We start from the raw sequence: 25,931 nt of genomic DNA, 5'->3' as shown, positions 1-25,931 counted from the left end.
CCGGACGCCGGCCAAGCAGGTCGGCCCACGTATGCGGCCACCGGCCTCGTCTCATGCTCCACGGTGGCGGACGTGTTCAAGGCCGGCCGCCGACGCCTACGTGTCGCGCTGGCGCCTGGCCTTAACAACACGGCGCCAGCGTCATGACGGGGGATTGAATATTGTCGTGTGACACGCCATTCTTGACGTACGACTCGGCGATGTAATACCGACCCCAGCCGGTGGAGTAGTGGTAGAACGTGGAATTGTACACGCGAGTGCCTGGGAACGCGGTGTAGGATTCTGTGACCTGATTGACCTGATTCCACCCACCCGAGGAATTCTGCTTATAGAGCGTAAGTACCAGGGTGGCAGCTCCAGGTCCGCCAAACCAGGTAAATTGATCACCGCCACCGGTGCTGTAAGCCATGGCGATGTTGTTGTAACTGTCGTAGCCGATGCACGGCCGCAGGGTGTAGCCGAGGGCGTCATTATAGGCGGCTCGACAACCTGTCCCCGTGGCGATGGTGCTGGTGGCTGATGCGTGCGGGGCGACAGAAGCTACCACTGCGCTCGCGGCCAGGGTCGCTAGCGTGGTGGCGAGTGCCTTGCGGGCAACCAACATCACAGTTCCTTTCGAGGTGACAGCTGCCGGGTTCGCGATGTCCCGAGGATCAAATACCGCGAGGCAGTCGTCCATGGTTTGTGGTTCGGACCGAAACGATTGACATCCGTGACCTTTTGTGCAGGACCGTCGGTACCGCCATCTATTTGCCCGAACGACTAGGCCGTGTTTCAAAATGGTTGTGAGGTCGCTATCGCCGCGATCAACCAGTGGCTCCGCGACTTATGACACACGGCCTAGTACGGAATGTAGATCGGCGGGCTCTGGACGTCGCCGTGACGATGGCCGCTCTCCTGATTCAGGCGTGGTAGACCCAACTACCTGGAGCGTCAGCGGCCAGAGAGGGAGCCTTAGGAAGCGGCGTCTCCCACCTGGCAGGCGCGGCGATCGCGATCGCCGTCCCTATCGTCGCGGCTACCCCCACGAGGGCGAGGGTCTGACTGAAACGCATCATGTGCTCCTTGTTCTGGGGTTAGTTGTCATCGTCGCTCTGCCTATTGCGGCGGCGAGAGTTGCACGGCAGCCGGCTGTCTTTTACTCCGATGTTCCTTCCTGGCTGGGCCCGCGACGGCGGTAGCCGCGAGCACTCCCTCGGTGCGGTAGGACCAGGGTGTCCGGGCCGACCGGATGAAGTCACGTTTCTCGTACGAACCCGTACACCCCCATCTCGCCGGGCGGCCATGCCGGCGCCGGAACGCGACTAGGCCGTGTTTCATAAGGCGTTGAGCCACTGGTTGATCACAGCGATGGTGACAACGGCTTCGTAGCGGACGGCGAGCTTGTCGTAGCGGGTCGCCATGCCTCGATTACATTTGAGCAGGTTGATGCCGCACTCCGCAGCGTGGCGCAACCGGTAGAGCGCGGGGTCGAAGGCGGGCGGGCGAACGGCCCCGCCAGGTGATCTCAACCCGCTACCGCTACCAACGCAGTGATCATGGCCCACGATAGGCCCACAAGATCGGTGCGTCCCTGGTGCGTAACCAGTGGCATACGTTCGAAAACCGTGGCACACGATGGCACTCGCCGGAAAGCAAAATGACCCGCGTTTCCGCAGGTCATTGCTGTGTTTCGCCTGATCGACGAGAGGTGCCCCCTGTAGGATTCGAACCTACGCACCCGGCTCCGGAGGCCGGTGCTCTATCCCCTGAGCTAAGGGGGCCCAACGGTCCCCAAGGCTATCAGTACTCGGCCACCACTCGGCACCACGATAAAGGTCCGGGAACACATCCGTCGAAAACCGCGCGTGACCACCGTGGTACCGGTTAGCTTGGCGGCCGTGGGCGAGGTGCTGGGCAGGGTTCTGGTCGTGGACGATGACGAGGTCATCCGTCAGCTCATCGCGGTGAATCTCACCCTGGAGGGGTTCGAGGTCGAGACCGCCACCGACGGGCAGGACTGCCTGGAACGCGTGCAGGAGGTCAGGCCCGACGTCGTCACGCTGGATGTGATGATGCCCTGCCTGGACGGGTGGGTGACGGCGCACCGGCTGCGCACCGGGGAGGCGACCAGCCACATCAAGGTCGTCCTCATCACCGCCCGGGCGCAGGACGACGACCGCAGGCGCGGCCTGGGCATCGGCGTCGACGCCTACCTCACCAAGCCGTTCGATCCCGCCGAGCTCATCCAGGTGGTCCGCGAGCTGGCCGGCCGTACCCGCGACTAGGAAGACCGGCACCGTAAGGTCTTCTTATGAAGCGAGCAGACGTGGCCCCGATCGAGAGTTGCAGCACCCGGGTCGTCGATGCCGAGCGGGTCGCCGCGGTAAGCACGCGGATGCCCGCCGAGACCGACCTGGCCGACACGGCCGACGTCTTCGGGTTGCTGGCCGATCCCGGCCGCCTGCGGCTGCTGCTCGCGCTGCTCGAGGGCGAGCTGTGCGTGTGCGACCTGGCCGTGGTCAGCGGCCTGAGCGAGTCCGCCACGTCCCACGCCCTGCGCCTGCTGCGCGCCCACCGGGTGGTGTCCGTACGGCGCGCGGGCCGGATGGCCTACTACCGCCTCGACGACGCCCACGTCCGCATGCTCCTGGACCTGGCTGTGGCACATACCGAACACACCCAGGCAATTCACCCAGAACGCCAGGAGTGATCGTCTTACGCTACGTGAGACGGATCACGGGGCGGAAGGATGCACATGGCGACGCTGAAGACCAGAATGGCCGCGGCTCTCAAGGGAGAGGTGCGCGCCGACGAGCTCGAGGCCTACCGGCGCGCGGGCGGGATCGTCTACGCCGAGCTCCAACAGCTGGAAGCGGCGGGCGAGCAGTTACCCTCGCGAAGGCTGTGCACGTGGAACGCCTTCGTCCTGCAGTCGATCGGCGAGCACCTGCTCGACGCCGACTACGCCGCGGATCCCGGCACGGCCGGATACGTGCCGCCGGTCACCGCCCGCCAGGTCGGCGCCTGCTTCGCCCAGGTGGAGGGCTGGGTCTCGCGGGCCAGGCAGTCCGCGGGCAACCCCGCCTACCGCGTCGACAAGGAGCTGCGTCTCCCGGCCGACCTGCCCGCGTGGGCGGAGGCCGACCCCTGCCCGCTGCCACACCTGAACGGCATGCTCGCCGCCGCCCGCGCGATCCGCCTGCACGCCGAGGTCGCGCTCGGCGGCTTCGAGGAGCGCGCCACGACGTGGGACCGCGAGAGCCTGCAGCGGCTGCGCCAGCTCGCCGCCGAGGCCGCCACCGCCGCGGACTACGCCGAGGGCCTGCTGCACAACGACCCGGGCCCGCGCATGCACGAGGCCATCGAGCAGCGCCTGCAGCGCGCGCTGGAGCTCTACTACCACCTCGGCCAGCTCATCGCGATGCCCAGCCTGATCGCCTCCTACACCGGTGTACGGCAGGCCGCCCCGCCAGCCCAGGTACCCAGGGTGGACCCGGCCGGCTTCGATCCGTGGTGCCTGACCGATCCGCAGAAGCGCCACACCTGGCAGGCCGACCCGCGCGCCCGCCAGGCGATCAAGGAGATGTGGGACTACGATCCCGATCCGGTCGCCACGCTGCGCGTCCAGGCGGAGATCGACGCCGCGCTGCGCGCCGGGACGATCGCCTTCGCCACGAACGAGCGCGGCCAGCCGTACGGGAGCTACTACTGCTGCCCGTTCAGCGCGATCTATCTGGTGCGGATGCCGGTCGTCATCGCAGGCAAGCAGCTGCGGGCGATGCAGCAGTTCGCCTACGAGGTGTCGGCCGAGGACGTGCCGAGGGGCGGGCGGTTCAAACGGGAGCTGATCGTGGCCACGTTCTACCCGACGGACGAGGTCGACTACTGCGACCCGGACGGCCTGCACGGAGATTGACACGGCGGCGACCGGGCCGACACACTCACATATGAAGAGTCGTTCAAGTGTGGAGGTGCGATGTCCGGGCACGGTCACGGTCATGGCCACGGCGTCAGCGCCGAGGCCGACCGCCGCTACCTGGGCGGAGCCCTGGCGCTGATCGTCGGCTTCATGGCCGTCGAGGTCGTCATCGGCGTCATCGCCCAGTCGCTGGCGCTGATCTCCGACGCCGGCCACATGCTGACGGACGCCGTGGCCATCGTGTTCGCGCTGATCGCCATGCGGATCGCGGCCAAGCCTCCGCAGGGCGGCTTCACCTACGGGCTCAAGCGGGCGGAGATCATCTCCGCCCAGGTCAACGGCATCACGCTGCTGCTGCTCAGCGCCTACTTCATCTATGAGGGCGTGGCCCGGCTGATCGAGCCGCCGGCGGTCGTGGGCGCCTACGTGGTGGCCACCGGCCTGGCCGGGATCGCCGTCAACGTGGGCGCCACCTGGCTGCTGTCCAGGGCCAACCGGGCCAGCCTGAACGTCGAGGGCGCCTACCAGCACATACTCAACGACCTGTTCGCCTTCATCGCCACCACGATCGCCGGCGCGATCATCTGGTGGACCGGCTGGGCGCGCGCCGACGCGATCGCCGCCCTGGTCGTGGCCGGGCTCATGCTGAAGGCCGGGTGGGGGCTGGTGCGCGACTCGGGCCGGGTGTTCATGGAGGCCGCGCCCGCCGGGATGAACCCTTCCGAGATCGGGCAGCAGACCGCCGCCCTCGACTGCGTCACCGAGGTGCACGACCTGCACGTCTGGGAGGTCACCTCGGGTTACGCCGCGCTGTCGGCGCACATCCTGGTCGACCCCGGCGCCGACTGCCATGCCGTACGGCAGGCCGCGGAGCGGATGCTGCACGACACCTACGGCATCGAGCACACCACGCTCCAGGTGGATCACGCGGCGCCGGCCGTACTGACGATCGGGGAGAGCCAGGCGCACTGCGCCGACCCGCACGGGCCGACGCACAAGGCCGGCTAGCGCTGCTGGGTGAAGCGCAGCAGGTTGCCCGCCGGGTCGCGGAAGGCGCAGTCGCGCACGCCGTAGGGCTGGTCAATGGGCTCCTGCACGACCTCGGCCCCCGAGACCAGGATGTGCTCGAACGTGGCGTCGCAGTCGTCGGTCTGGAAGACGGCCCGCCCGAGCATGCCCTTGGCCATCAGCTCCGAGAGGGCCTCACGGTCGGACGCCGAGGCGTTCGGGTTGGCGCTCGGCGGCTCGAGCACGATCTCCAGCTCGGGCTGCGACACAGGGCTGACCGTCACCCAGCGCATGCCTTCGAACTGCACGTCGTTGCGTACCTTGAGCCCCAGCACGTCGTGGTAGAAGGCGATCGCCTTGTCGTGGTCGTCGACGGCGAGGAAACAGTGCGAGAGCCTGAGGTCCATGTCGGCAGACTACGAGCGCTCCGCCGGGTTGGCTTCTCCGTTTCTGACGGGTCGGGTGAAGATCTTGGCGAAGCACGCCGGGATCGCCGCGCCGTCCTCGTGGTCGCGCGCCCGGTAGGCGGAGGGTGTCTCCCCGATCAGCTCGGTGAAGCGGGAACTGAACGAGCCGAGCGAGGAACAGCCGACCTCGAGGCAGACCTCGGTCACGCTCAGATCGCCACGCCGCAGCAGCGCCTTGGCCCGCTCGATGCGCCGCGTCATCAGGTAGCTGTAGGGCGTCTCGTCGAAGGCGGCGCGGAAGCTGCGCGAGAAGTGGCCGGAGGACATGAGCGCGCCGCGCGCCAGCGCCGGCACGTCCAGCGGCTGGGCGTAGTCGCGGTCGATCTGGTCGCGGGCCTGCCGCAGCCTGACCAGATCATCGGGTGTCACCCGCCCAGCATCTCACGGGAGTGGTCGAGCACCCACTCGTGGAAGGTCCTCGCCGGCCTGCCGGTGACCCGCTCGACGGTGTCCGTGAGCTCGATGGGCGGCTCGTCCAGCATCTTCGCGTAGCCGTCGAGAAGCACGTCGACGAAGGAGCCGGGGAAGGAGTCGTCCGCAAGCAGCCGCTGCCTGGCTTCCTCGCGCGAGAGCTCCTGCCAGCGCAGCGGCCGCCCCAGCGCCTCGCCGATGACGCGCACCTGCTCGACCTGGGTCAGCACCTGCGGCCCTGTCAGCCGGTAGCGGGCCCGGTCGTGGCCTTCCTCGGTCAGCGCGCGCACGGCCACCGCGGCGATGTCCGCCTCGTGCAGCATCGCCATCGGCACCGCCCCGTACGGCCCGGCCACGGTGTCACCGGCGCGGATCTGGTCCGCCCACCACAGCGCGTTCGCGGCGAACGTGCTCGGCCGCAGCACGGTCCAGGCCAGGCCCGAGTCCCGCAGGAGCCGCTCGACCTCGGCGTGCGAGCGGCCCACGTGGTTGTCGTGCTGTGCCGGGGCCGGCCCGTCCTGGACGGCTCCCGACGACAGCAGCACCACCCGGCTGACGTGCTTCCGCAGTACTTCGCGGATCGCGGGCATCGGCTCGGCCGTGTGGAAGGGCCACATCAGGAAGACCGCGTCCATGCCGCGCGCGCAGTCCGCCAGGCTCTGCGGATCGGCCAGATCGCCGCGCACCACTTCGGCTCCGGCGGGGAAGTCCGCGGGCCCGCCCGTGCGGGTCATCGCGCGGGCGTGGATGCCGTCCTCCAGGAGCTGGGCCAGCACCTGGCCGCCGACGTTTCCGCTCGCACCCGTTACAAGAATCATGCGTCCGAGCCTCGCCGCTCAGGGCCGGGGCCCGCCAGCCAGAGCGGCACCGCTGGCGGATTCCTCCGCGGTTGTAGTCTCGCTTGATGGATTCCGTCGACCGTGGCATCGTGCACGCGCTGCAGCTGGACGGGCGGGCGTCCTTCAGCCGGATCGCCGCGGTGCTGGAGGTGTCGGAGCAGACCGTCGCGCGCCGCTACCGGAAGCTGCGCTCGGCCGGGGTCGTCAGGGTGGTGGGCGGCGTGGACGGGCTGCGCCTCGGTTACATCTCGTGGTCCATCCGGCTGCGCACGACGCCCGACGCCGCGCAGGCGCTCGGGCTCGCGCTGGCCCGCCGTACCGACACCTTCTACGTGCACTTGCTCTCCGGCGGCACCGAGATCTCCTGCTTCACCCAGGCCCGCCCCGACGACGGCGAGACGCCGCTGCTCGACCGGCTGCCGCGCACGGGCAAGGTGCTGGACCTGAGCGCGCACTCGCTGCTGCGCGGCTTCGCCGTCCCCGGCGGCTGGGCGGGGCTGGCGTGCCTGGAGGAGTCACGGGCCGCGGCGCTGCGCTTCACGCCGGTGCCCGAGGTCGAGATCACCACGGAGGCGGCCGACCGCGCGCTGCTCGACGCGCTGGCCACCGACGGGCGCACCGGCTACCCCGAGCTGGCCGCCTCCACCGGATGGTCGGAGTCGACGGTCAGGCGGCGGGTCGACCAGCTGCGACGCTCGGGCGCGCTGATGGTGCAGCTCGAGTTCGACCCGCGCGCGCTCGGTTTCCGCGCACAGGCCCGTCTGTGGATGTCGGTACGGCCGGCCCGGCTGACCGCCGTGGCGGCACGGCTGGCCACGCACCCGGAGGTGTCGTTCGTCGGCGTCACCACCGGAGCGACGAATCTCATGGCCGAGGTGATCTGCCGCGACACCGACGACCTCTACCGCTACCTCACCGAGCGGGTCGCCTCCCTCGAATCCGTCCAGACGATGGAGACCGCGCCGGTCATGCGCACGCTCAAGCGCATCGGGTCACTTCCCTAACGGCTTTCTGCGGGCCAGGATCTGGCGATGGGCGATGCGCCAGCCCTGGGAAAGGCGCACGACGGTGTCTTCGTAGATCACGCTTCCGCTCGAGCCGTCGGCCATGACGCCGATGCCCTTGGAACGGGCGCGCACCCGGTCTGCGGCGATGTCGGTGAGCACCACGTTCGTCACGTGGTGGCCGACAGGGTTCAGGTCGCCCAGCGCCCTGCCCGCCTCGGCCATGGCCGCCACGCCGTGCAGGGGCTCCTGCCCGAAATCGGAAATGTCGTAGACGACGTCGTCGGTGAATACCTCGTCCAGCCGGTCGAGCTCGCCGCTGTCGCACAGGTGCCCGTGCATCGAGATCACCTCGTGCACGGCGAAACGGTCCTCGATGGTGAATGCCACGCGCCACACGCTAACCGGCAGGACTGACAGAAAAAGCTCAACCGATCGGTTGACGATTCTCCCGAGTCGCGCAATGCTTAACCATATGGTTGAAGATGTGGCCATGGACGCGGTGTTCCACGCGCTGGCACACGGGGCGCGGCGGCAGATGGTGCACCGGCTCTCCTCCGGCGACCTGACCGTGGGGGAGCTGGCCGAGCCGCTGTCCATGTCATTGGCGGGCGCGTCCAAGCACCTGAAGGTGCTGGAGCGCGCGGGGCTGATCCAGCGGACCGTGACCGGCAGGCGGCACGTGTGTCGGCTGCTGCCCGCGCCGCTGGCCGCCGCCGAGGCATGGCTGCGGTTCTACGAGCGGTACTGGACCGAGCGCCTGGACGCTCTGGAGGCGTTCGTCGTGGCCGCGCCTACCCAGAATGAGGAGGAAACATGAGAAACGCGACAGTGGTCCGGCTCGAGCGCACGATCGCCGCGCCACCGGAGCGGGTGTACCGGGCCTGGCTCGACCCCGAGCTGGTGCGGCAGTGGCTGGCGCCCCAGGGGATGAGCGTCACGCGGGTGGAGATCGACCAGAGCCGCTACAGCATCTGGCACGGGGACGCGGGCGGGTTCGAGTGCGAGGTGCTCGAGCAGGAGCAGGATCGGCGGATCGTGTTCCGCTGGGGGTTCGTCGGGCCGGAGCGGGCCGAGGGGCCGGTCTTCGACTCGTTGCTGACGATCACGGTGAACCCGATGCCCGAGGGCGGCACCGAGCTCACCCTCGTCCACGAGCAGTTGGAGGAGCTGGCCGCCGCGATGCCCGAGATCGCGGCGAACGTCGGCGTCGGCTGGGCCGGCACGCTCGACAAGCTCGCGACGGTGGCGGAGGCGGGCGCATGACCACGATCACCGTGAGCGAGTGGATGAGCCTCGACGGCGTCATCCAGGGGCCCAGCTCTCCCGACGAGGATCCACGAGACGGCTTCACGGACGGCGGCTGGCACCCGCAGTACCTGGACGACCTCGTGCGCGAGCACACGGTCTCCGGTCTGAACCGCGCGAGCGGGTTCCTGTTCGGCCGGTGGACCTACGAGCTGTTCGCGGCGTACTGGCCGACGTCCGGGCCCGAGGTGCGCGACCTCTCCGAGCCGCTCAGCAGCAAGCCGAAGTACGTGGCCTCGCGCACGCTGACCGGGCCGCTGGAGTGGCAGAACTCCATGCTGCTCAAGGGGGACCTGGTCGAGGCCGTCACCGCGCTCAAGCGCGACGGCGACGGCGAGCTGTTCGTGATCGGCAGCACGGAGCTGGTGCGCCCGTTGCTCGCCCACGGGCTGGTCGACGAGCTGCGGCTGGTGATCGACCCGATCGTGCTCGGGCGCGGCAAGCGGCTCTTCGCCGATGCCGTGCCGGCCTCGCTGCGCCTGGTCGACAGCCAGGTGACAGGCACCGGCGCGATCCTGGCCACCTACGCGCCGGCGAACGTCACCCGGATCGAGTAGAGATCGCCGCCGGAGTTGGTGATGAACAGGTTGTTCCGCTTGGCGCCGCCGAAGGTCAGGTTGGACGCCGACTCCGGCAGCAGCAGCTTGGCGATCAGCGTGCCATCGGGGTCGTAGCAGTGCAGGCCGTCCAGCGCGGCGGCCCAGACCCGGCCGTAGCAGTCGAGCCTGATCCCGTCGAACCAGGCCTCGGCGAACACCTTCCCGCCGGACAGCGTGCCGTCGGCGGTCACGTCGAAGACCCGCAGGTGCCGGTTCCTGGTGTCGACGACGTACAGCTGCTTCTCGTCCCGTGAGAAGGCCAGCCCGTTGGGGCGGACGAAGTCGTCGGCGACGATCGCGAGCTCGCCCGTTGCGGGGTCGAACCGGTAGACGTGGTCGCCGCCGATCTCGCTCTCGGCCGGGCTGCCCTCGTAGTAGCCGGTGATCCCGTAACGCGGGTCGGTGAACCAGATCGTCCCGTCCGAGCGGACCACCACGTCATTGGGGCTGTTGAGCCGCTTGCCCTGGTAGTTGTCGGCCAGCACGGTGATGGAGCCGTCGTGCTCGGTCCGCGTCACCCGGCGGGCGCCCTGCTCGCAGGTGACCAGGCGGCCCTCGCGGTCTCGCGTGTTGCCGTTGGCGTTGCCGGACGGGCTGCGGAAGACGCCCACGGTGCCGGTCGTCTCGTCCCAGCGCAGCAACCGGTCGTTCGGGATGTCGCTCCAGACCAGGTAGCGGCCGGCGGGGAAGTAGACGGGCCCCTCGGTCTTACGGCTGCCGCGGTGCAGCACCTCCACGTAATCGTCGCCGCCGTCGTAGCCGAACCTGTCGTCCAGCACCTCGAACTCCGCCTTGAACCGATCCATGACTGAACCTCCTTCGGTATTATGTTAGCCGTGCCAAATGAGATTCGGTCAAATCATGGATGACATTGACAGGCTTCTGGTGGCCGAGCTGCAACGGGACGCCGCCCAGCCGTACGCCGCGCTCGGCCAGGCCGTGGGCCTGTCGGCCGGGGCGGCGCACGAGCGGGTCAGGAAGCTGCGCGAGCGCGGGGTCATCCGGGCCTCCACGGTAGACGTGGACCCCGCCCTGCTGGGCAAGGGGGTGCTGGCCTTCGTCCTGGTCAGCGCCGACTCGTGGATGGGGGACTCGGGGGCCGCCTTCTCGGGGATCCCGGAGATCATGGAGGCGCACGTCATCGCCGGGGCGGCCTCGGTGCTGGTCAAGGTGCGGACCTCGACCACGGAGCAGTTGCAGGACGTGTTGCGCCGGATCTACGACATCGCCGGGGTGACCGGGACCGAGGCCGTGGTGGTCCTCGAGACGTTCTTCGAGCGTCCCGTCCAACCTTGAGGGGATTTTCGGTATGCGCATCGATCGGCTCGACCACCTGGTCCTCACAGTCGCCGACCTGGAAGCCACGGTTGGCTTCTACACGCGGGTGCTGGGGATGACCGCGACGACCTTCCGTGGCGGGCGTACGGCGCTGGAGTTCGGCCACAGCAAGATCAATCTGCACGTGGCGGGCCACGAGTTCGATCCCAAGGCCCTGCGTCCCACGCCCGGCAGTGCCGACCTCTGTTTCATCGTCACCGAGCCCCTCGGTGACGTGATCGCCCAGCTGTCCCGCGTGGGCGTCCCGATCGAGGAGGGGCCGGTCGAGCGGACGGGCGCCACCGGCCCCATCACCAGCGTCTACATCCGGGACCCTGACGGCAACCTGATCGAGCTCAGTAGCTACACGTGAAGGCCCCGGCCGTGGATGGCCGGGGCCTCGAATTCGGGGTGTCAGACCAGGAAGAGCAGGGCGGCGCTGATCAGCACGGTCACGGCGGTGGCGAAGTGGATGCCGAAGGCGACGGCCTTGGCGCCGCCGTGGCGCAGCACGATGAAGGTGTCGAAGATCGGGTTCAGCGCCACGATCAGCATGAACCAGGCTGCGGCACTGGGGCCGGCGAAGGCGAGCAGCGCCAGGCCCAGCACGCCGTAGCTGGCGTCGCGCGACCCCTTGATCGTCAGGTACGCGCCGGCTTCCCCGTCCTTCTTGGCGGGCACACCGTACCCGGTGGCGGCGGCCTCGGGCGCCAGCAGGAAGCGCGCGCCGATGAACAGGACCAGGAGGTTCAGTACGACGGCGAGTCCATAGGCGATGACGGTCAACATGGCGGTCTCCTCAAGATTGCTAGCAGCGCTAGGAACGAGAACGACACTAACATAGCCGCGACAGGAGCACTAGCGGTGCTAGGATTTCAATCATGTCGATCCAGACGCGCAAGGAGCGCGAGCGAGCAGAGCGAGAGCGGTTGATCATCACGGCGGCCCGGGAGCTCGCCGAGGCCGAGGGGTGGGACGCCGTCACCACGCGCCGCCTCGCGGCCGAGATCGAGTACAGCCAGCCCGTCCTCTACAGCCATTTCTCGGGCAAGGACGCCATCATGGCCGCGGTCGCCCTCGAGGGCTTCGCCGACCTGGCGGACGCCCTGCGTACGGCACGTACCGCCGCGCCCGATCCGCGGCAGGCGCTGGCCGACGTGGGGGCGGCCTACGTCGAGTTCGCCGAGCGGCGGCCCGCGCTCTACGACGCCATGTTCATCCACGCCGTCGACCTGCCGTTCGCCAGCCCCGAGGCGCCGCCGGCGCTGCACGACGGGTTCGCCCAGCTGCGCGAGAGCCTGCGGCCGCTGGTGCGCGAGGAGCAGCTCGACCTGCTCACGGAGACGTACTGGGCGGGCCTGCACGGCCTGCTCGCCCTCACCCGCAGCGGCCGCCTGCGCCGCGAACACCACGACGACCGCGTCGCCCTCCTCGTCGAACGCTTTCTCTGACGCCCCTCTACGCGGTGGCGGCGTGGGTGACGGCTCGGGCCAGGGTGCGGGCGTAGGCGTCGTCGAGGGGGGCGTGCTCGAAGATCAGCCGGTACCACATGGGGCCGAAGACGAGGTCCGTGAGTGCGTCGTCGTCCACGTCCCGGGTGATCTCGCCGCGGCCGCGGGCGCGGGTGAGCAGATCGCGGACGAGGGCGCGGCGGTGAACGATGAGGCGGTCCCAGAGCTGCTTGGCGAAATCCGGGTCCTGCAGGGCCTCCGTCACCAGCGCCCGGTTCAGCATCCCTGTGACGTCGCGCTGGGCGGCGAAGGTGACCGTGAGCAGCTCCTCGAGGTCGCCCCGGAGCGTGCCCGTGTCGGGCACGGGCACGTGCCCGGCCGTGTCGATCAGGACGTCCAGGATGATCTCGCCCTTGGATCGGTAGCGCCGGTAGATGGCCTGCTTGGACACCCCGCTGCGGGCCGCGATGCCCTCCATCGACACGCCCCGGTAGCCGCATTCGCGGACCATCTCCAGCGCGGCCACCCGGATGGCCTCATCCACGGCCGGGTCTCGCGGGCGTCCCACCATGACCCGATCATACGCAACGGTGCGTCTCCAAATGCGAGCCCCGTACGGCAGAAAAATCTTGAAACTGGGTGTCGAACCGGTGTCGAGCCGTTCGACGCGTTAGCGAGACCACGATCCGACACGGAGGACGACATGCAGAAGATCACGACTTACCTGTGGTTCGACAACCAAGCCGAGGAGGCCGCCGCGCTCTACACCTCGCTGTTCGAGGACTCCAAGATCGTGGAGGTGCACCGGCAGGGCGAGGGCGGCCCCGCCATGATGGTCGCCTTCGAGCTGGCCGGGCAGCGCTACCTGGCGCTCAACGGCGGGCCCGGCCACGACTTCAGTGACGCGATCTCCCTCTTCGTGGACTGCGAGGACCAGGAGGAGGTCGACCGGCTCTGGGGAGCGCTGACCGCCGACGGAGGGAAGGAGGGCCCCTGCGGCTGGCTCACCGACAAGTACGGGGTGTCGTGGCAGATCATCCCGAAGGCGCTGCCCAGGCTGATGAGCGACCCCGACCCGGCCAGGGCACAGCGCGCGATGCAGGCCATGCACACCATGACCAAGATCGACGTGAAGGCGCTCGAGGACGCGGCGCGGGGCTGATCACCAGTTACGGAGGGAGCGGCGCAGGATGCCCGCCGCTTCCTCCTGGCCCACCGGCTTGGGCGCGGTGGCCAGCAGGCGCTGCTGCTTGAGCGTGCCCTCCACCAGGTCGGGGATGTCGGACTCGGTGTAGCCGACGCCGCCGATGCCGTTCGGCAGCCCGATGTCGCGCATCAGCCGGGTCAGCGCCGACGGCAGCCGCTCGGCCGGCTCGTCCTGCGCGGAGCCGGGATCCAGCAGTGCGGCCGCTCGCAGGTGCCGCTCGGGAGCGGCGTCGAAGGTGAAGCGGAACGACTCCGGCGCCGTGAGCGCCACCGCCATGCCGTGCGGCACCATCGGCTCGCCCGCCGGATAGCCGTCGGGATGGAAGTCGCGCACCCGCCCGGCGATCGGGTAGGCGTTCGCGTGCGGGATGTGCACGCCGGCGTTGCCGAAGCCGAGCCCGGCGAACGTGGCGGCCAGGGCCATGTTGCCGCGCGCCCGCACGTCGCTCCCGTCGCGCACCGCCTCCCTGAACGAGGTCGCCAGCAGTCCGAGCGCCCGCTCGGCCCACATGTCCGCGACCGGGTTGCTCCCGCAGTACGGCACGCGCTGCTCGGGCCGCTTGCGCTCGAACGCGGTGTACGGCTTGGCGGTGTAGCTCTCCAGCGCGTGGCACAGGATGTCCATCCCGGCGGCGGCCGTCACACCGGCGGGCTGGCTGAGTGTGAGGTCCGGGTCGACCACGGCCAGGACGGGGCGCAGCCGTACGTGGCTGATGCCCGACTTGACCTTGAGCGAGAGCACGTCGAGCACGCAGACCGTGGTGCTCTCGGCGCCGGTGCCCGTGGTGGTCGGGACCGCGACCAGCGGTTTGAGCGGCTCGGAAGGCGCGCGGCCGCCGCCGACGGGGACGTTGACGTAGTCGATCAGCTCGCCCGGGTTCGTGGTCAGCAGGTTCACGGCCTTGGCCGTGTCGATGCTGGACCCGCCGCCGACCGCCACGAAGGCGTCCCACGGGCTGGTGGCGCGGGCGTGCTCGATGGCCTCGCGCATGCTGTCGTCGGTGGGCTCGACGTGCACGCGGTCGAAGACGGCCGCCTCGATGCCGTACTCGGCCAGCTGACCGGCGATGCGCTGCGGGTGCCCGGTGGCGGCGACGCCGGGATCGGTGACGACGAGCGCGCGCCGCACGCCGTACTGGGACAGGTCGTAGCCCACCTCGGCCGAGGCGCCGGGGCCGAACTTGAGCGCAGGAGCCCCGTAGGTGAAGACGGATTCCACCTACACGGATCTATCACGTTGTACGGCGGCACGGGCTAGCCCGGGCCGTAGGAGCAGCGGACGCCGGTGTGGATCGTGGCGCGCAGGTGGTCGCCGATCGTCCGGTCGGCCGCGGCGATGCGGTCGACGGCACGCCTGATCGCCTTGCCGACCGCGATCCTGGCCCGCTCGTCGTTCCCGGCGAACTGCCTGTCCCGCCCGCCCAGCCCGGTCGCGGCGGCCAGCTCGGCGAGCAGCCAGTCGCGCTCCGCCTCCACCGCCTCCGAGCGCGGCAGCTCGTCCAGCTGCTCGAGCCGCCGCCGGTAGCTGCGCCGCGCCTCCTCGTCCAGCACGGGCTGCCGGGCCGGGTCCGCGTGCGGATTTCCCGCCAGCTCGGCCGCCGGGATCTCCTGTCCGGGGTTGGCAAGCAGCGTCGCCAGGTATCCCATGCCGACGCTGTGGTCGACCAGCGTGCCGCGCCCGTGCAGCTCGACCCGCCACTGGCGGCCGGCGCGCGCCATCGCCACCTGGCGGCTCGCGCACGGCAGCGTCATGCCGAGCGCGTCGGCGTCCCGCTCGGCCCTGGCCAGCTCGTGCCTGGCCCGGCCGTCGTGCGAGCCGTGCCGCAGCGCGTACGCCTCGGCCAGCCGGTAGCGCGACAGCACCACGGCGGGCCAGTGGCCGAACGCCAGGTTGTCGTGCACCGCGGCCTCCAGATGGCCGATGGCACGTTCCACGTCGCCCATCGTCAGCGCGGCCATGCCGAGGGTGTGCCAGGTCGAGCCGTAGCAGGCCGCGCCCAGGCTGGCGATGACCGGCATTCCCGCGTACGGCAGCAGCAGCCGGTACACCTGCTCCGCGGTCACCGCGTCGCCCAGCAGCGCGGCCGCCTCCGCGATCGCGTACATCGACATCAGCCAGCTGCTGGAGTGCGGCAGCTCCGCCAGGTCCCTGCCGCGTAACCGGGCCAGCATGCTCTCGGCGAGCCGCCGGTCGCCCGCCGTGGCCGCGGCCACCGCCAGCCCCGCGTACACCGAGTTGTCCACCGCGCTCAGCACCGGTGTGCCCGCCAGCTCGACCAGCGCCGGCGCCAGCTCGCCTATCCGTCCCTGGTACCAGCGGATCGTGGCGAGCTGCACCGCGTACCAGCCGGTCGCGTCGACGTCGCCGGCCGCGGTGCCGCGCTCGGCACAGTCGGCGGCCAGCGCCTCGGCCTCTTCGAAGCGGCCTGCCCTGATGCTGAGCATGACGTCGATCGCGCTCAGCACGAATCCGACCGCCAGGTGGTCGTGGCCCTTCAGCAGGCCGCGCAGCTCGCCCAGGCTCCGCTCGGCGTGCGGGTCGCCGACCAGGAAGAGGTCCACGGTGTTCCAGAGCAGGCCCATCAGCAGGTCGCTGCGCCGGCCGGTCCTGGACCCCTCCGCGATCAGCTCGGCGGCCAGCTCCAGCCTGAGCGCGCCGTGCTCGGGTCCGAGCACGCAGTGGTGCGCTAGGCTCAGCGCCTCGGCCAGCGCCACCGGGTCTCCGGCGTCTCGGGCCTTGCCGAGCAGGGCCAGCGACTGGTCGTACCCGCCCGTTCGGTAGTCGGCCTCGGCGGCCAGCCGTACCCGCAGCCTGAGAGCCAGCGGCGAGGCGGGATCGACGCGCGCCAAGGCCTCGCGCTGGCGCAGCCGGACCATGGCGGCCTCGGCCGCCGTGCGGTGCTCATGCACCCATAACCCGCCCAGCCCCAGCGCGGCCCGCGCCATCTCAGGCGCGTCACCGGAACGCTCCGCCTCGCGGTAGGCGCTGTCGAAGCAGCGCCTGCCGCTGTGTATGTCGCCGTCGACGTACAGCGCGCGTTCCCCGGACGCGATCGTGCTCGTGCTCGTGCTCACTCGGCATCTACCCCCGGCGGCCCCCGTTCGAGAATACGGATCTGTCCCCCTTACCGGTTCATTTCGTACGGCATGCGAAAAGACATCGGATGAGTCCCCGCCAACCTGACGCCCGGCGCCCTTTCCCGCCGTCGACGATCTCTACGCGGCCCGGCGCGAGCGGTTAGGGTGAGGGCAGTCACCAGACCTGGGGGGACACGGGTTGAAGGGCCTGCGGGTGGTCGCGGCTGCCGCGGCGTTGATCGTCGCCGCCGTTCCCGAGGCCGTGACGCGGCCCGCGGCGGGCGACGACGCTTGCGGACCCCGCGACACCCGGGTGGCCGTGCCGTACGCGATCACCGGCTACTGGCTGGTGCCGCGCTCCGACCGGTGCGTGACGCGGCGCACGGTCGAGGCGATCCACCGCATCGGCGGTGACACGCTCGTCACGTTCGGGGCGCGGCTGGCGCCCGGGCGCGATCCCGAGGTGGACTGCCCGGGGTGCTACCAGGTCGGGCGGAAGGTCCGGCGGGTCTACACCTACGTCACCAGCGAGCAGTTCGGGCCGGGGTTGCTGCGGTGCCCGGGGGAGCGGCGCTTCCAGACGGCCGGGCGGACCTACTACCAGTTGCTGCTCGGCCACTCGTGCACGAAGGGGCCTGTCGACCTGGTCCTGGTGGTCTCCGACGGCGACGGGCTCGGCAACCTGATGGCCGAGGCGGACGGCTACGGCATGAAGGTGTATCCGGGCCTGCCCGCGGCGCCGCAGGACCCGGCCAAGCCGTGGCTGCCCGATCCGCGCCACACCTCGGCCGTGGCGGCGTTCACCGGGCGGGTGCTGGCCGACTACCGGCAGCGCTTCGCCGGGGTGAAGGCGTTCGCGGGGGTGTACCAGTCCTTCGAGCTGACGGTGAAGGCGCGGCCGGCCAAGGACCCCACGATCGGGCTGTACCGGGCGCAGCACGCCCAGGTGGCCGCGGCGCTGCCCGGCACCAGGCTGCTGGTCAGCCCGTACATCGACGCGCGCAGGGGGCCCGGCTTCCCGCCCGAGCAGGTGGGCGAGGGGCTCGCCGAGCTCGCCGGCACCAGGGCCGGGCTGCCGATGGTCGTCGCGGTCCAGGACGGTCGCGGCACGGGCAAGGTCGGGGTGTACGGCCCCGCGGAAGCGGATGCCGGCGTCGATCCGCGCGTCGCCCCCATCGTGGGAAACGTCACGAACCGGCAGGCGTACTACGGCTCGACCGGTGACTACTACGCGGCCGCCGCCCGGGCGGTCCCGCCGGGAGTCGAGCTGTGGGCCAACATCGAGGCGTTCGAGCCCACCCCCGTGCCCGGCGACTGTGGCAGGGCCGACCCGTTGCCGCTGCGCGGGCGGCCGACGAAGGCGCGCCTGGACCGCCAGATCGAGGCGGCCAGGCCGTACGTCTCCAAGATCATCTCCTATGGCTGGGATCCGTTCATGACCTGCCAGCCGGGCGTCGGCAGGCCCTCGGTGGCCGACGACATCGTCAGCCGGTCAGCGCTGCCACGATGATGTCGGCGAGCACGGCCGCCTGGGAGCCGTCCTCATCCAGGTCCGGGTCGTAGATCGTCACCTCGATGCCGGCCGCGCCGGGCAGCGCCAGCAGGCCGCGCAGCACCTCGACCGCCTGTGCCCGGTCGAGGCCGCCCGGTGTGGGCGAGTCGACCGCGCTCAGCACGGAGGGGTCGAGGATGTCGGCGTCCATGTGGATCCAGAAGCCGTCGAGCCCGGCCATGACCTTCTCGGTGGCTTCCACCGCGCGGCCGATCTCGGCGCTGGTCACGTGGGTGAGCACGCCGTCGTGGTCGCCCAGGTCCTCCTCGTCGCGGACGCCGAGCAGGATCACGTCCTCGTCCTTGACGTACGGCTTGAGCCCGTCGATGTCCACCAGGTAGCCGTCGCCGCGCCCGGTGGCGAGCGCCACGTCCTCTCCGGCCGCCGAGCCGACGTGCGGCGAGTTGCCCAGGTGGCGGAAGTCGCTGTGCGCGTCCAGGTAGGCCAGCCCGAAGCGGCCCTGCTTGCGCAGCGCGAGCGCCGGGCCGAGCAGGATCGAGCAGTCGCCGCCGAGCAGCACGGGGAAGTCCCCCGCCGCCCTGAGCTCGGTCACCCGCTCCGCCAGCCTGCGCGCGTAGGCGGCGATCGCGGGACCGTTGCGCACCCCGTCACCCGGCTTCCAGGTGGCCACGTACCGCGGCGGCACCAGCGACCCCGCGTCCCTCGCGCCGAGCCTTTCGACCAGTCCCGCCTCCCGCAGCGCCCACGGCGCCTTGTAGCAGCCGGGCACCGTGTCGGGCGCGGGCGGCCGCAGGCCCAGGTTCGAGGGCGCGTCCAGGACCGCGTACTTCCTGTCAGGGGTTATAGTGCTCATAGTCGTGACGCTAGCAGGAGGGAGACGGGATGCGCCAATACGCGGACACGGGGTTGGTGGCGATCGACCTGGCCAACACCTGGGACCCGTTCCTGACCGAGCCCGAGCGGCTTGCCTCCCCGGAAGCGCTGCGCGCCTTCTGCGATGAGCTGGGGGAGCCGCCCGGCGGTCTCGATCTCGACGGCGTCAGGGAAGTGCGCTCGCGCCTGCGCGAGGTGCTCGCGTGCGCCCCTTCCGAGCGGACGGCGGCGCTGGCGTCCTGGACCGCCGCGCTGCCCGGGCAGGCGGCGGTGGTGGACGAGTCGGGCCTGCCCACGCTCCGCCTCGCCGCCCCCGCGGGGGCGGAGCTTCCGGTACGGCTGGCGGTCCGCGCCGTGGCCGAGCTGCTCGACCTGGCGGCGGCCGGCGACTGGGAACGCCTGCGCCTGTGCGCGGCCGACCCGTGCACGGACGCCTTCGTGGACCGCAGCCGCCCCGGCCTGCGCCAGTTCTGCTCGACCCGCTGCGCCAACCGCGCGCACGCCGCCGCCTCCCGCGCCCGCCACCGCACGGCCCACTAGGCGGTGAGCTCGGCTCTTCTGCGGCGCAGGAACGCCTGCTCGGCCGCGTTCTCCGTACGGGCCAGCGCCGCGTCGTAGGACCGGGCGGCCTCGGCATCCCTGCCCAGGCGGCGCAGCAGGTCGGCGCGGACGGCGTGGAAGAGGTGGTAGCGGTCGAGGTCGAGCCCGTCGACGAGCTCGAACGCCGCCGCCGGGCCGTCGACCTCCGCGACGGCGACCGCCCTGTTCAGCGCCACGATCGGGGTCGGGGTGAAGGCCATGAGCTGGTCGTAGAGCCGGACGATCTGCCGCCAGTCCGTCACGGGGTCGGTGTGCACCGCGTTGATCGCCGCCTGGATCTGGTACGGCCCGGGCGCGTCGCGCCGCAGGCACCGGCGCACCAGATCCCTGCCCTCGGCGACCAGAGCCGCGTCCCACAGCGCGCGGTCCTGGTCCGCCAGCAGCACCAGCTCGCCCCGGGCGTCCGTACGCGCGGCCCGGCGCGCCTCGACGAGCAGCATCAGCGCGAGCAGCCCCATGACCTCGGGCTCGTCTGGCATCAGCTCGGCGAGCAACCGGCCGAGCCTGACGGCCTCCACGCACAGGTTCTCGCGGGCCAGCCGGTCGCCCGAGCTGGCCGTGTAGCCCTCGTTGAAGATCAGGTAGACCACGGCCAGCACCGCCCGCAGGCGGTCGGGCAGGTCCGGCTCCCTCGGCACCCGGTACGGGATGCGCGCGTCGCGGATCTTGCCCTTGGCCCTGACCAGGCGCTGGGCCATGGTCGGCTCCGGCACCAGGAACGCCCGTGCGATCTCGGGCGTGCTCAGCCCGCCGAGCAGCCGCAGCGTCAGCGCGACCTGCGCGCTCATGGCCAGCGCCGGATGGCAGCAGGTGAAGATCAGGCGCAGCCGGTCGTCGCGCACGGGGCCCTCCTCGGGCGGGTCATCGGAGGCTTGCAGCAGGACGGCCTGGGCGTGCTTCTCCTCGCGCGCCGACTCGCGGCGCAGCCGGTCGATCCCGCGGTTCCTGGCCGTGGTGATGATCCAGCCCGCCGGGCTCGGCGGCATCCCGTCCTGCGGCCACTTCCTGACGGCCACGGCGAAGGCGTCCTGGACCGCCTCCTCGGCCACGTCGATGTCGCCGAAGTAGCGCACCAGGACCGCCACCGCCCTGCCGTACTCCTCGCGGAAGACCCGCTCGATGCCGGTCATGCGCAGGGACGCACCTCGACCGGCAGGCCGAGCAGCAGCGACAGGCGGCGGCCCCAGTCGAGCGCGGCGTCCAGATCCTCCACCCGGATGATCATGAAGCCGCCCAGGTGCTCCTTGCCCTCGGCGAACGGGCCGTCGGTGATCAGCACGTCACCGTCCTTCGGGCGCAGGAGGGTGGCCGTGCTGACGTCGTGCAGTCCGGCGCCGAACACCCACACGCCCCGGTCCCGCATCTCCTGGTTGAGCACCGCCAGGTCGCGCAGGATCGGGTCCAGTACCTCCGGCGGGGGCGGGTCGCCGTCGGGCTGGACGATGCTGAGCATGTAGTCCTTCATGTCCTTCACACGAACAGGATGCCCGCGGATCGACACTCAGCCCTTCATGACAGGCCTGCCACGAAGCGGGCCATGCCGGCCAGCCAGCGGTCGGGGTCCTCGGCCTTGCGCCGGGTGAACTCGGCCACCTCCGGGTGCGGGAAGATGTGGAAGCGCTCGGCGTCCAGGCCGTCGACCACGGCCTGCGCCACGGCCTCCGGCTCCAGGATCGCGCCCGACGCGCCCACCGCGCGGGCCGTCACGTGATCCTCCGCCAGGCCCTTGGCCAGCATGTTCGTGCGCACGCCCTGCGGGCACAGCACACTGACCTTGACGCCCTGGGGCGCGTAGTGGATCGAGAGCCACTCGGCGAAGGAGATGGCCGCCGCCTTGGTCACCGCGTACGGCGCGTCGCCGGGACAGCTGATCAGCCCGGCCGCCGAGCAGGTGTTGAGCAGGTAGCCGCCGCCGCGCGCGACCATGGAGGGCACGACCGCCCTGGCCGCGTACACGTGGGCCATCAGGTTGACGCCGAGGAGCCGGTCCCACTCCTCGGCGGGGGCGTCGAGCCCGTGCCCGCCGATCACCCCGGCGTTGGAGCAGAACAGGTCGACCGGCCCGAACGGCGTCTCGGCCAGCGCGGCGACCTCCTCCTCCCGCGACACGTCGGCCCGTACGGCTGCCGCGCGGTCACCGATCTCCTTGGCCACCGCCCTGGCGCCCGCCTCGTCCACGTCCGCGACGACCACCCCTGTGGCGCCCTCGGCGGCGAACCTGAGCGCCATGGCCCGCCCGATCCCGCCGGCCGCGCCCGTGACGACCACGACCTTGTCCCGCACCTGCATGCGACGCACCTCCAAATGTTCTAGAACGTCATTCTGTAGGGCCTCCGGCCGGGCAACAAGGTGCGTAAGGCAGCATTCTTGGCGTGCCACACGCCATCACCGCGGACTCGGTCGAGCTGTCCTACCAGGTCAAGGGCGCCGGGGAACCATTGCTTCTGCTGCCGGGCCAGGCCAACTCCCACCATTGGTGGGACGGGGTCAGGGACGAATTCGAGACCCGCTACCGGACGATCACCTTCGACTACCGGGGCACGGGCGACAGCGACAAGCCCGACGTGCCCTACAGCACCCGCGGGTTCGCCCAGGACGCGATCGCCGTGCTCGACGACCTGGGCGTGGAGCGGGCGCACGTCTACGGGACCTCCATGGGCGGCCGGGTCGCCCAGTGGCTGGCGGCCGACCATCCCGAGCGGGTCGGCGCCCTGGTCCTCGGCTGCACCTCGCCCGGCGGGCGGCACGGGGTCGAGCGGTCGCAGGAGATCAGGAAGGCTCTGGCGCAGCCGGACCGGGCCGCGGCGCAGCGGGTCCTGCTCGAGCTGATGTACACGCCGGACTGGCTGGCCACCCACCCCGGACCGCACAACACGGTCGGGGACCCCGGCATGCCGGCCTACGCCCGGGGGCGGCACCTGGCCGCCAGCGCCGGGCACGACAGCTGGGACGCGCTGCTCGGGATCAAGGCCCGGACGCTGGTCATCCACGGCGGTGACGACGTCTTCAACCCGGCGGCCAACGCGCCGCTGCTGGCCGAGCGGATCCAGAACGCCTCGCTGCGGCTCATCCCCGGGGCTCGGCACGCCTACTTCGAGGAGTTCCGTGCGGTCGCGGGGCCTGCCGTACTGGAATTCCTGAACCTCGGAGGTCTGTAGCGGGACCTGCGACTGCAACCGATATTAGCTGGTATTTGGGCCTTCTAACATCGGATCTCTCGGCTTAGCTTGAGTTCATGAGCGCCTTACGGAAGGCAGCCGCGTGCTTCGCTGCCGCCACACTGGTCGCCTTGTCCATGGCCGCGCCTCCAGCCGGCGCGGCGGCGACCTTCAACGTCAAGGACTACGGTGCGACCGGCAACGGGTCCTCCAACGACACAGCGGCGATCAACTCGGCGATCACCGCCGCCGCCAACGCGGGCGGCGGGATCGTGGAGTTCCCCGCGGGGACCTACAAGTCGGCCAACTCCATCCACATGAAGAGCAACGTCACCATCCAGCTCGACGCCGGCTCCACGATCATGGGCGCCTCCGGCAGCGGTTACGACGCTCCCGAGTCCAACCCCAACGACAACTACCAGGACTACGGCCACAGCCACTTCCACAACGCGATGATCTGGGGTGACCGGCTCACCAACATCGGCTTCGTCGGCTCGGGCACCATCGACGGCGGCGGGCACCTCATCACAGGCAACCCCAGCTCGGGACAGGCCGACAAGATCATCTCGCTGACGCGGTGCGACGGGCTCACGCTGAGCGGCATCACGCTGCGGCGCGGCGGCCACTTCGCCGCGCTGACCAACGCGTGCGACAACATCACCTCCGACCATCTGCGGATCGACACCGCCTCCGACCGCGACGGCTGGAACGTGATCAGCGCGCAGAACGTGACCGTCACCAACGCCGACATCGCCGGCAACGACGACGCGCTGGTGTTCAAGAGCGACTGGGCGCTCGGCCAGACCTACGGCAACGGCCACGTCAGGGTCTCGGACTCGCACCTGTCGGCGGGCTGCTGCAACGCTCTGATGTTCGGCTCGGAGACCTGCGGCAACTTCACCGACTACCAGTTCGACCGCATCACGATCACCGGGGCGAACAAGTCGGGGCTCGGCATGGTGTCCATGGACGGGTCGGTCATCACCGACATCCACTACCGCGACATCACGATGTCCAACGTGCGCAGCGCGATCATGGAGAAGATCGGCACCAGGCGAAGGTGCGGCAACAGCCCGGGCATCGGCCGGATCGAGAACATCACCTACGACAACGTCACCTCGACCGGCCAGAGCAGCGCCAACTTCACCGCCACGCTGTGGGGCGAGAGCGGCACCACCAACCGGATCCGCAACGTCACCTTCACCAACGTGGACCTGACCGTGCCCGGCGGCGGCGCCTGCATGGGCACCGGCGTGCCGAGCAACAACTCCACCGACTACAACCCCAACAGCATCGGCACCCGCCCGTCCTACGGCTGGTACCTCCACAACGCGCACGACGTGAAGTTCACCGGCAGCTCCGTGCGGTTCAACGCCAACGACTGCCGGCCCGCGGTGATCGCCAACACGGGCAGCACGGTCACCTTCGACCACTTCACCGCCGAGCGCGGCAGCAACAGCCCCAGCGACATGGTCTTCCAGTCGATCACCGGCTACTGCGTGGCCAACAGCCAGAACACCGCCGGCGGGGCCCTGCGGGTCAGCGCCACCGGCTCCACCCAGAGCTGCGGCGGCACCCCGTCGACGTTCCTGGAAGCGGAGGACGCCACCATCACCCAGGGCGTCGTCGAGTCCAACCACACCGGCTTCAGCGGCACCGGGTTCGTCAACGGCGACAACGTGGCCGGCTCCGGCGTGGAGTGGAACGCCAATCAGACCGCGGCCGGCAGCTACAAGCTGACCATCCGCTACGCCAACGGCACCACCGCCAACCGCCCGATGGCGCTGACCGTCAACGGGACCGCGGTCGGCGAACTCCCGTTCCCGCCCACGGCCAACTGGGACACCTGGGCAGGCGTCGACGTCACCGTGCCGCTCAACGCCGGGGCGAACTCGGTCAAGCTCGTCTCCACCACCGCGAACGGCGGGCCCAACCTGGACTACCTCGACGTCCAGCCGGCCGGTCCCGCGCCCGTCGACTACCAGGCGGAGAACGCCACGATCTCCCAGGGCGTCGTCGAGTCCAACCACACGGGCTTCACGGGCACCGGCTTCGTCAACTACGACAACGTGGCCGGCGGCTACGTGGAGTTCAACGTGACCGCGGCCCAGGCGGGCAACGCGTCGCTGACCCTGCGCTACGCCAACGGCACCACCACCGACAGGCCGATGGACATCGCGGTCAACGGCACGGTCGTCTCGGCCGGCCGCTCGTTCCCGCCGACGGCCAACTGGGACACCTGGGCCACCTCTACCCTGACGGTCCCGCTCAACGCCGGAACCAACACAATCCGGGCCACGGCCACCACCGCTAACGGGGGTCCCAACCTGGACCGGATCACTATCGGTTAACACTCATGTACGCGGCCTGCCGTACCTCTATCTGAGCCGGTACGGCAGGCCGTATCGTGCGCGCATGCACGGCGTCGACCCGAGCGTTCCGAGCGTGGCCCGTATCTACGACTACTTCCTGGGCGGGAAGGACAACTACGCGGCGGACCGGGTCGCGGCCGCCCGGATCCTCGAGGTGATCCCGAACGCGCCGGAGATGGCGCGCGCCAACAGGGCCTTCCTGGGCCGGGTGGTCCGCCACCTGACCGCGGCCGGGATCGACCAGTTCCTCGACCTCGGGACCGGGCTGCCGACACGGGAGAACGTGCACGAGGTCGCCACCGAGGCGCGGGTCGTCTATGTGGACAACGACCCGGTCGTGCTCGTGCACGGCAGGGCGCTGCTGGCCGACAGCCCGCGCACCGAGGTCGTCGAGGGGGATCTGCACGATCCCGAGCGGATCCTGGCCGACGCGGCGCAGTACCTGGACTTCGGGCGGCCCGTCGCGGTGCTGCTGATGGCGATCCTGCACTTCTTCCCCGACGACGCCGAGGTCGCCGGGATCGTGGCGGCGCTGCGGCGGCCGCTGGTGCCGGGGAGTTGCCTGGCGGTCTCGCACGGGAACGCGGGGGAGTTGGCCCCCGACGGGCGGCGGCGCGGGCGGGCGGTGTACGCCGGGACGTACGCGGGCGGGGCCGTGGGGCGGAGCGCGGAGCATCTGGCCGGATGGTTCGGCGGGCTCGAACTGGTGTCGCCGGGAATCGTGCCCGTACAGCGGTGGCATTCCACGGAGGAAATTCCCGACCCGGCAGCGGTCGGCGTTCTCGGCGCCGTGGGAACCGTCCCCCACTAAAACCGGATTTATGGT

General features: G+C 70.4%; 31 protein-coding genes and 1 tRNA gene. 17 read left to right on the top strand and 15 right to left on the bottom strand.

The features are described 5' to 3' along the window. Positions 1 to 121: 121 nt before the first annotated feature. Positions 122 to 679 carry a hypothetical protein gene (locus tag ACIBHX_RS27780; protein WP_397070201.1) on the bottom strand — a complete coding sequence of 186 codons (558 nt, stop codon included), beginning with the start codon at positions 677 to 679 and terminating at the stop codon, positions 122 to 124. Between the two features lie 1,012 nt (positions 680 to 1,691). Next, a tRNA-Arg gene (locus ACIBHX_RS27775) sits at positions 1,692 to 1,763 on the bottom strand. Between the two features lie 117 nt (positions 1,764 to 1,880). On the opposite strand from ACIBHX_RS27775, the gene ACIBHX_RS27770 reads away from it, so the two are divergent. From ACIBHX_RS27770 to ACIBHX_RS27755, 4 genes are read left to right on the top strand one after another with little or no spacing between them, the layout of a single operon-like run. Further along, on the top strand, positions 1,881 to 2,267 hold the full coding sequence (locus ACIBHX_RS27770) for a response regulator transcription factor (RefSeq protein WP_397070200.1): 387 nt from the start codon (positions 1,881 to 1,883) through the stop codon (positions 2,265 to 2,267). Positions 2,268 to 2,293: 26 nt separating this feature from the next. Then, positions 2,294 to 2,692, top strand: coding sequence for an ArsR/SmtB family transcription factor (locus ACIBHX_RS27765; RefSeq protein WP_397070199.1), 399 nt, complete (start codon positions 2,294 to 2,296; stop codon positions 2,690 to 2,692). 45 nt (positions 2,693 to 2,737) lie between these two features. Next, entirely contained in the window at positions 2,738 to 3,898 is a 1,161-nt protein-coding gene (locus tag ACIBHX_RS27760; protein ID WP_397070198.1) for a hypothetical protein, read from the top strand. A gap of 60 nt (positions 3,899 to 3,958) precedes the next feature. Then, a complete protein-coding gene (locus ACIBHX_RS27755) occupies positions 3,959 to 4,909 on the top strand; it encodes a cation diffusion facilitator family transporter (RefSeq protein WP_397070197.1) in 951 nt (316 codons plus the stop codon). Here ACIBHX_RS27755 and ACIBHX_RS27750 read toward each other — a convergent pair. The 3 genes from ACIBHX_RS27750 to ACIBHX_RS27740 are packed head-to-tail and all read right to left on the bottom strand — an operon-like array spanning position 4,906 to position 6,605. Then, on the bottom strand, positions 4,906 to 5,316 hold the full coding sequence (locus ACIBHX_RS27750) for a VOC family protein (RefSeq protein WP_397070196.1): 411 nt from the start codon (positions 5,314 to 5,316) through the stop codon (positions 4,906 to 4,908). The genes ACIBHX_RS27755 and ACIBHX_RS27750 overlap by 4 nt on opposite strands. 9 nt (positions 5,317 to 5,325) lie before the next feature. Then, positions 5,326 to 5,745, bottom strand: coding sequence for a helix-turn-helix transcriptional regulator (locus ACIBHX_RS27745; RefSeq protein WP_397070195.1), 420 nt, complete (start codon positions 5,743 to 5,745; stop codon positions 5,326 to 5,328). Continuing rightward, entirely contained in the window at positions 5,742 to 6,605 is an 864-nt protein-coding gene (locus ACIBHX_RS27740; RefSeq protein ID WP_397070193.1) for an NAD(P)H-binding protein, read from the bottom strand. The genes ACIBHX_RS27745 and ACIBHX_RS27740 overlap by 4 nt, the downstream gene beginning before the upstream one ends. An 86-nt stretch (positions 6,606 to 6,691) precedes the next feature. Here ACIBHX_RS27740 and ACIBHX_RS27735 point away from each other — a divergent pair, with 86 nt between their 5' ends. Next, entirely contained in the window at positions 6,692 to 7,630 is a 939-nt protein-coding gene (locus ACIBHX_RS27735; RefSeq protein WP_397070192.1) for an AsnC family transcriptional regulator, read from the top strand. Here the strand turns inward: ACIBHX_RS27735 and ACIBHX_RS27730 are convergent. After that, positions 7,619 to 8,020, bottom strand: coding sequence for a nuclear transport factor 2 family protein (locus ACIBHX_RS27730; RefSeq protein ID WP_397070191.1), 402 nt, complete (start codon positions 8,018 to 8,020; stop codon positions 7,619 to 7,621). The two genes, ACIBHX_RS27735 and ACIBHX_RS27730, sit on opposite strands and share 12 nt — an antisense overlap. An 85-nt stretch (positions 8,021 to 8,105) precedes the next feature. Between ACIBHX_RS27730 and ACIBHX_RS27725 the strand changes: the two genes are divergently transcribed. Genes ACIBHX_RS27725 through ACIBHX_RS27715 form a run of 3 tightly spaced genes read left to right on the top strand, consistent with a single transcriptional unit; the run spans position 8,106 to position 9,495 of the window. Continuing rightward, positions 8,106 to 8,450: an ArsR/SmtB family transcription factor gene (locus tag ACIBHX_RS27725; protein WP_397070190.1), complete on the top strand. Its 345-nt coding sequence runs from the start codon at positions 8,106 to 8,108 to the stop codon at positions 8,448 to 8,450. Beyond that, positions 8,447 to 8,896, top strand: coding sequence for an SRPBCC domain-containing protein (locus ACIBHX_RS27720; RefSeq protein WP_397070189.1), 450 nt, complete (start codon positions 8,447 to 8,449; stop codon positions 8,894 to 8,896). Before ACIBHX_RS27725 ends, ACIBHX_RS27720 begins: the two co-directional genes overlap by 4 nt. Then, positions 8,893 to 9,495, top strand: coding sequence for a dihydrofolate reductase family protein (locus tag ACIBHX_RS27715; RefSeq protein ID WP_397070188.1), 603 nt, complete (start codon positions 8,893 to 8,895; stop codon positions 9,493 to 9,495). Before ACIBHX_RS27720 ends, ACIBHX_RS27715 begins: the two co-directional genes overlap by 4 nt. Here ACIBHX_RS27715 and ACIBHX_RS27710 read toward each other — a convergent pair. After that, complete coding sequence (locus ACIBHX_RS27710; RefSeq protein WP_397070187.1) at positions 9,462 to 10,343, bottom strand: SMP-30/gluconolactonase/LRE family protein; 882 nt, start codon at positions 10,341 to 10,343, stop codon at positions 9,462 to 9,464. The genes ACIBHX_RS27715 and ACIBHX_RS27710 overlap by 34 nt on opposite strands. A 55-nt stretch (positions 10,344 to 10,398) precedes the next feature. Here ACIBHX_RS27710 and ACIBHX_RS27705 point away from each other — a divergent pair, with 55 nt between their 5' ends. After that, positions 10,399 to 10,833 carry an Lrp/AsnC family transcriptional regulator gene (locus ACIBHX_RS27705; RefSeq protein WP_397070186.1) on the top strand — a complete coding sequence of 145 codons (435 nt, stop codon included), beginning with the start codon at positions 10,399 to 10,401 and terminating at the stop codon, positions 10,831 to 10,833. A gap of 13 nt (positions 10,834 to 10,846) precedes the next feature. Next, entirely contained in the window at positions 10,847 to 11,227 is a 381-nt protein-coding gene (locus ACIBHX_RS27700; RefSeq protein ID WP_397070185.1) for a VOC family protein, read from the top strand. A 41-nt stretch (positions 11,228 to 11,268) separates the two neighbouring features. Here ACIBHX_RS27700 and ACIBHX_RS27695 read toward each other — a convergent pair whose 3' ends face one another. Beyond that, a complete protein-coding gene (locus ACIBHX_RS27695) occupies positions 11,269 to 11,643 on the bottom strand; it encodes a DUF4267 domain-containing protein (RefSeq protein ID WP_397070184.1) in 375 nt (124 codons plus the stop codon). 92 nt (positions 11,644 to 11,735) lie between these two features. On the opposite strand from ACIBHX_RS27695, the gene ACIBHX_RS27690 reads away from it, so the two are divergent. Beyond that, positions 11,736 to 12,305, top strand: coding sequence for a TetR/AcrR family transcriptional regulator (locus ACIBHX_RS27690; protein WP_397070183.1), 570 nt, complete (start codon positions 11,736 to 11,738; stop codon positions 12,303 to 12,305). A gap of 7 nt (positions 12,306 to 12,312) precedes the next feature. On the opposite strand, the gene ACIBHX_RS27685 is transcribed toward ACIBHX_RS27690, so the two are convergent. Then, positions 12,313 to 12,876: a TetR/AcrR family transcriptional regulator gene (locus ACIBHX_RS27685; protein WP_397070182.1), complete on the bottom strand. Its 564-nt coding sequence runs from the start codon at positions 12,874 to 12,876 to the stop codon at positions 12,313 to 12,315. A 132-nt stretch (positions 12,877 to 13,008) separates the two neighbouring features. Between ACIBHX_RS27685 and ACIBHX_RS27680 the strand changes: the two genes are divergently transcribed. Next, positions 13,009 to 13,467 (top strand): VOC family protein, encoded by a 459-nt coding sequence (locus ACIBHX_RS27680; protein WP_397070181.1) that lies wholly within the window; start codon positions 13,009 to 13,011, stop codon positions 13,465 to 13,467. Here the strand turns inward: ACIBHX_RS27680 and ACIBHX_RS27675 are convergent, their stop codons facing one another. Together ACIBHX_RS27675 and ACIBHX_RS27670 are read right to left on the bottom strand one after the other, a co-directional pair. Next, a complete protein-coding gene (locus ACIBHX_RS27675) occupies positions 13,468 to 14,730 on the bottom strand; it encodes a hydroxyacid-oxoacid transhydrogenase (RefSeq protein ID WP_397070180.1) in 1,263 nt (420 codons plus the stop codon). A 35-nt stretch (positions 14,731 to 14,765) separates the two neighbouring features. Then, positions 14,766 to 16,586 (bottom strand): hypothetical protein, encoded by a 1,821-nt coding sequence (locus ACIBHX_RS27670; protein ID WP_397070179.1) that lies wholly within the window; start codon positions 16,584 to 16,586, stop codon positions 14,766 to 14,768. Between the two features lie 202 nt (positions 16,587 to 16,788). Between ACIBHX_RS27670 and ACIBHX_RS27665 the strand changes: the two genes are divergently transcribed. Next, positions 16,789 to 18,099, top strand: a complete 1,311-nt coding sequence (locus ACIBHX_RS27665; protein ID WP_397070178.1) for a DUF4434 domain-containing protein — start codon at positions 16,789 to 16,791, stop codon at positions 18,097 to 18,099. Here ACIBHX_RS27665 and ACIBHX_RS27660 read toward each other — a convergent pair. Next, positions 18,074 to 18,955 carry an arginase family protein gene (locus ACIBHX_RS27660; RefSeq protein WP_397070177.1) on the bottom strand — a complete coding sequence of 294 codons (882 nt, stop codon included), beginning with the start codon at positions 18,953 to 18,955 and terminating at the stop codon, positions 18,074 to 18,076. The two genes, ACIBHX_RS27665 and ACIBHX_RS27660, sit on opposite strands and share 26 nt — an antisense overlap. Positions 18,956 to 18,984: 29 nt before the next feature. Here ACIBHX_RS27660 and ACIBHX_RS27655 point away from each other — a divergent pair, with 29 nt between their 5' ends. Then, positions 18,985 to 19,515, top strand: a complete 531-nt coding sequence (locus tag ACIBHX_RS27655) for a CGNR zinc finger domain-containing protein (RefSeq protein ID WP_397070176.1) — start codon at positions 18,985 to 18,987, stop codon at positions 19,513 to 19,515. Here the strand turns inward: ACIBHX_RS27655 and ACIBHX_RS27650 are convergent. From ACIBHX_RS27650 to ACIBHX_RS27640, 3 genes are read right to left on the bottom strand one after another with little or no spacing between them, the layout of a single operon-like run. Then, a complete protein-coding gene (locus ACIBHX_RS27650) occupies positions 19,512 to 20,705 on the bottom strand; it encodes an RNA polymerase sigma factor (RefSeq protein ID WP_397070175.1) in 1,194 nt (397 codons plus the stop codon). The two genes, ACIBHX_RS27655 and ACIBHX_RS27650, sit on opposite strands and share 4 nt — an antisense overlap. Further along, on the bottom strand, positions 20,702 to 21,040 hold the full coding sequence (locus ACIBHX_RS27645) for a YciI family protein (protein ID WP_397070268.1): 339 nt from the start codon (positions 21,038 to 21,040) through the stop codon (positions 20,702 to 20,704). Before ACIBHX_RS27645 ends, ACIBHX_RS27650 begins: the two co-directional genes overlap by 4 nt. Positions 21,041 to 21,084: 44 nt before the next feature. Next, complete coding sequence (locus tag ACIBHX_RS27640; RefSeq protein WP_397070174.1) at positions 21,085 to 21,864, bottom strand: SDR family oxidoreductase; 780 nt, start codon at positions 21,862 to 21,864, stop codon at positions 21,085 to 21,087. A gap of 83 nt (positions 21,865 to 21,947) precedes the next feature. Between ACIBHX_RS27640 and ACIBHX_RS27635 the strand changes: the two genes are divergently transcribed. From ACIBHX_RS27635 to ACIBHX_RS27625, 3 genes are all read left to right on the top strand, one after another. Beyond that, complete coding sequence (locus tag ACIBHX_RS27635) at positions 21,948 to 22,733, top strand: alpha/beta fold hydrolase (RefSeq protein ID WP_397070173.1); 786 nt, start codon at positions 21,948 to 21,950, stop codon at positions 22,731 to 22,733. A gap of 77 nt (positions 22,734 to 22,810) precedes the next feature. Continuing rightward, entirely contained in the window at positions 22,811 to 25,084 is a 2,274-nt protein-coding gene (locus ACIBHX_RS27630; RefSeq protein ID WP_397070172.1) for a CBM35 domain-containing protein, read from the top strand. Between the two features lie 64 nt (positions 25,085 to 25,148). Then, positions 25,149 to 25,916, top strand: coding sequence for an SAM-dependent methyltransferase (locus tag ACIBHX_RS27625; RefSeq protein WP_397070171.1), 768 nt, complete (start codon positions 25,149 to 25,151; stop codon positions 25,914 to 25,916). Positions 25,917 to 25,931: the final 15 nt, after the last annotated feature.

Origin of the sequence: Nonomuraea sp. NPDC050536, assembly GCF_044457685.1 — a bacterium.
In the GTDB taxonomy this organism is placed as follows: Bacteria; Actinomycetota; Actinomycetes; order Streptosporangiales; family Streptosporangiaceae; genus Nonomuraea.
The sequence above is the reverse complement of the archived record's forward strand: the minus strand, read 5'-3'. Positions and strand labels throughout refer to the sequence as shown.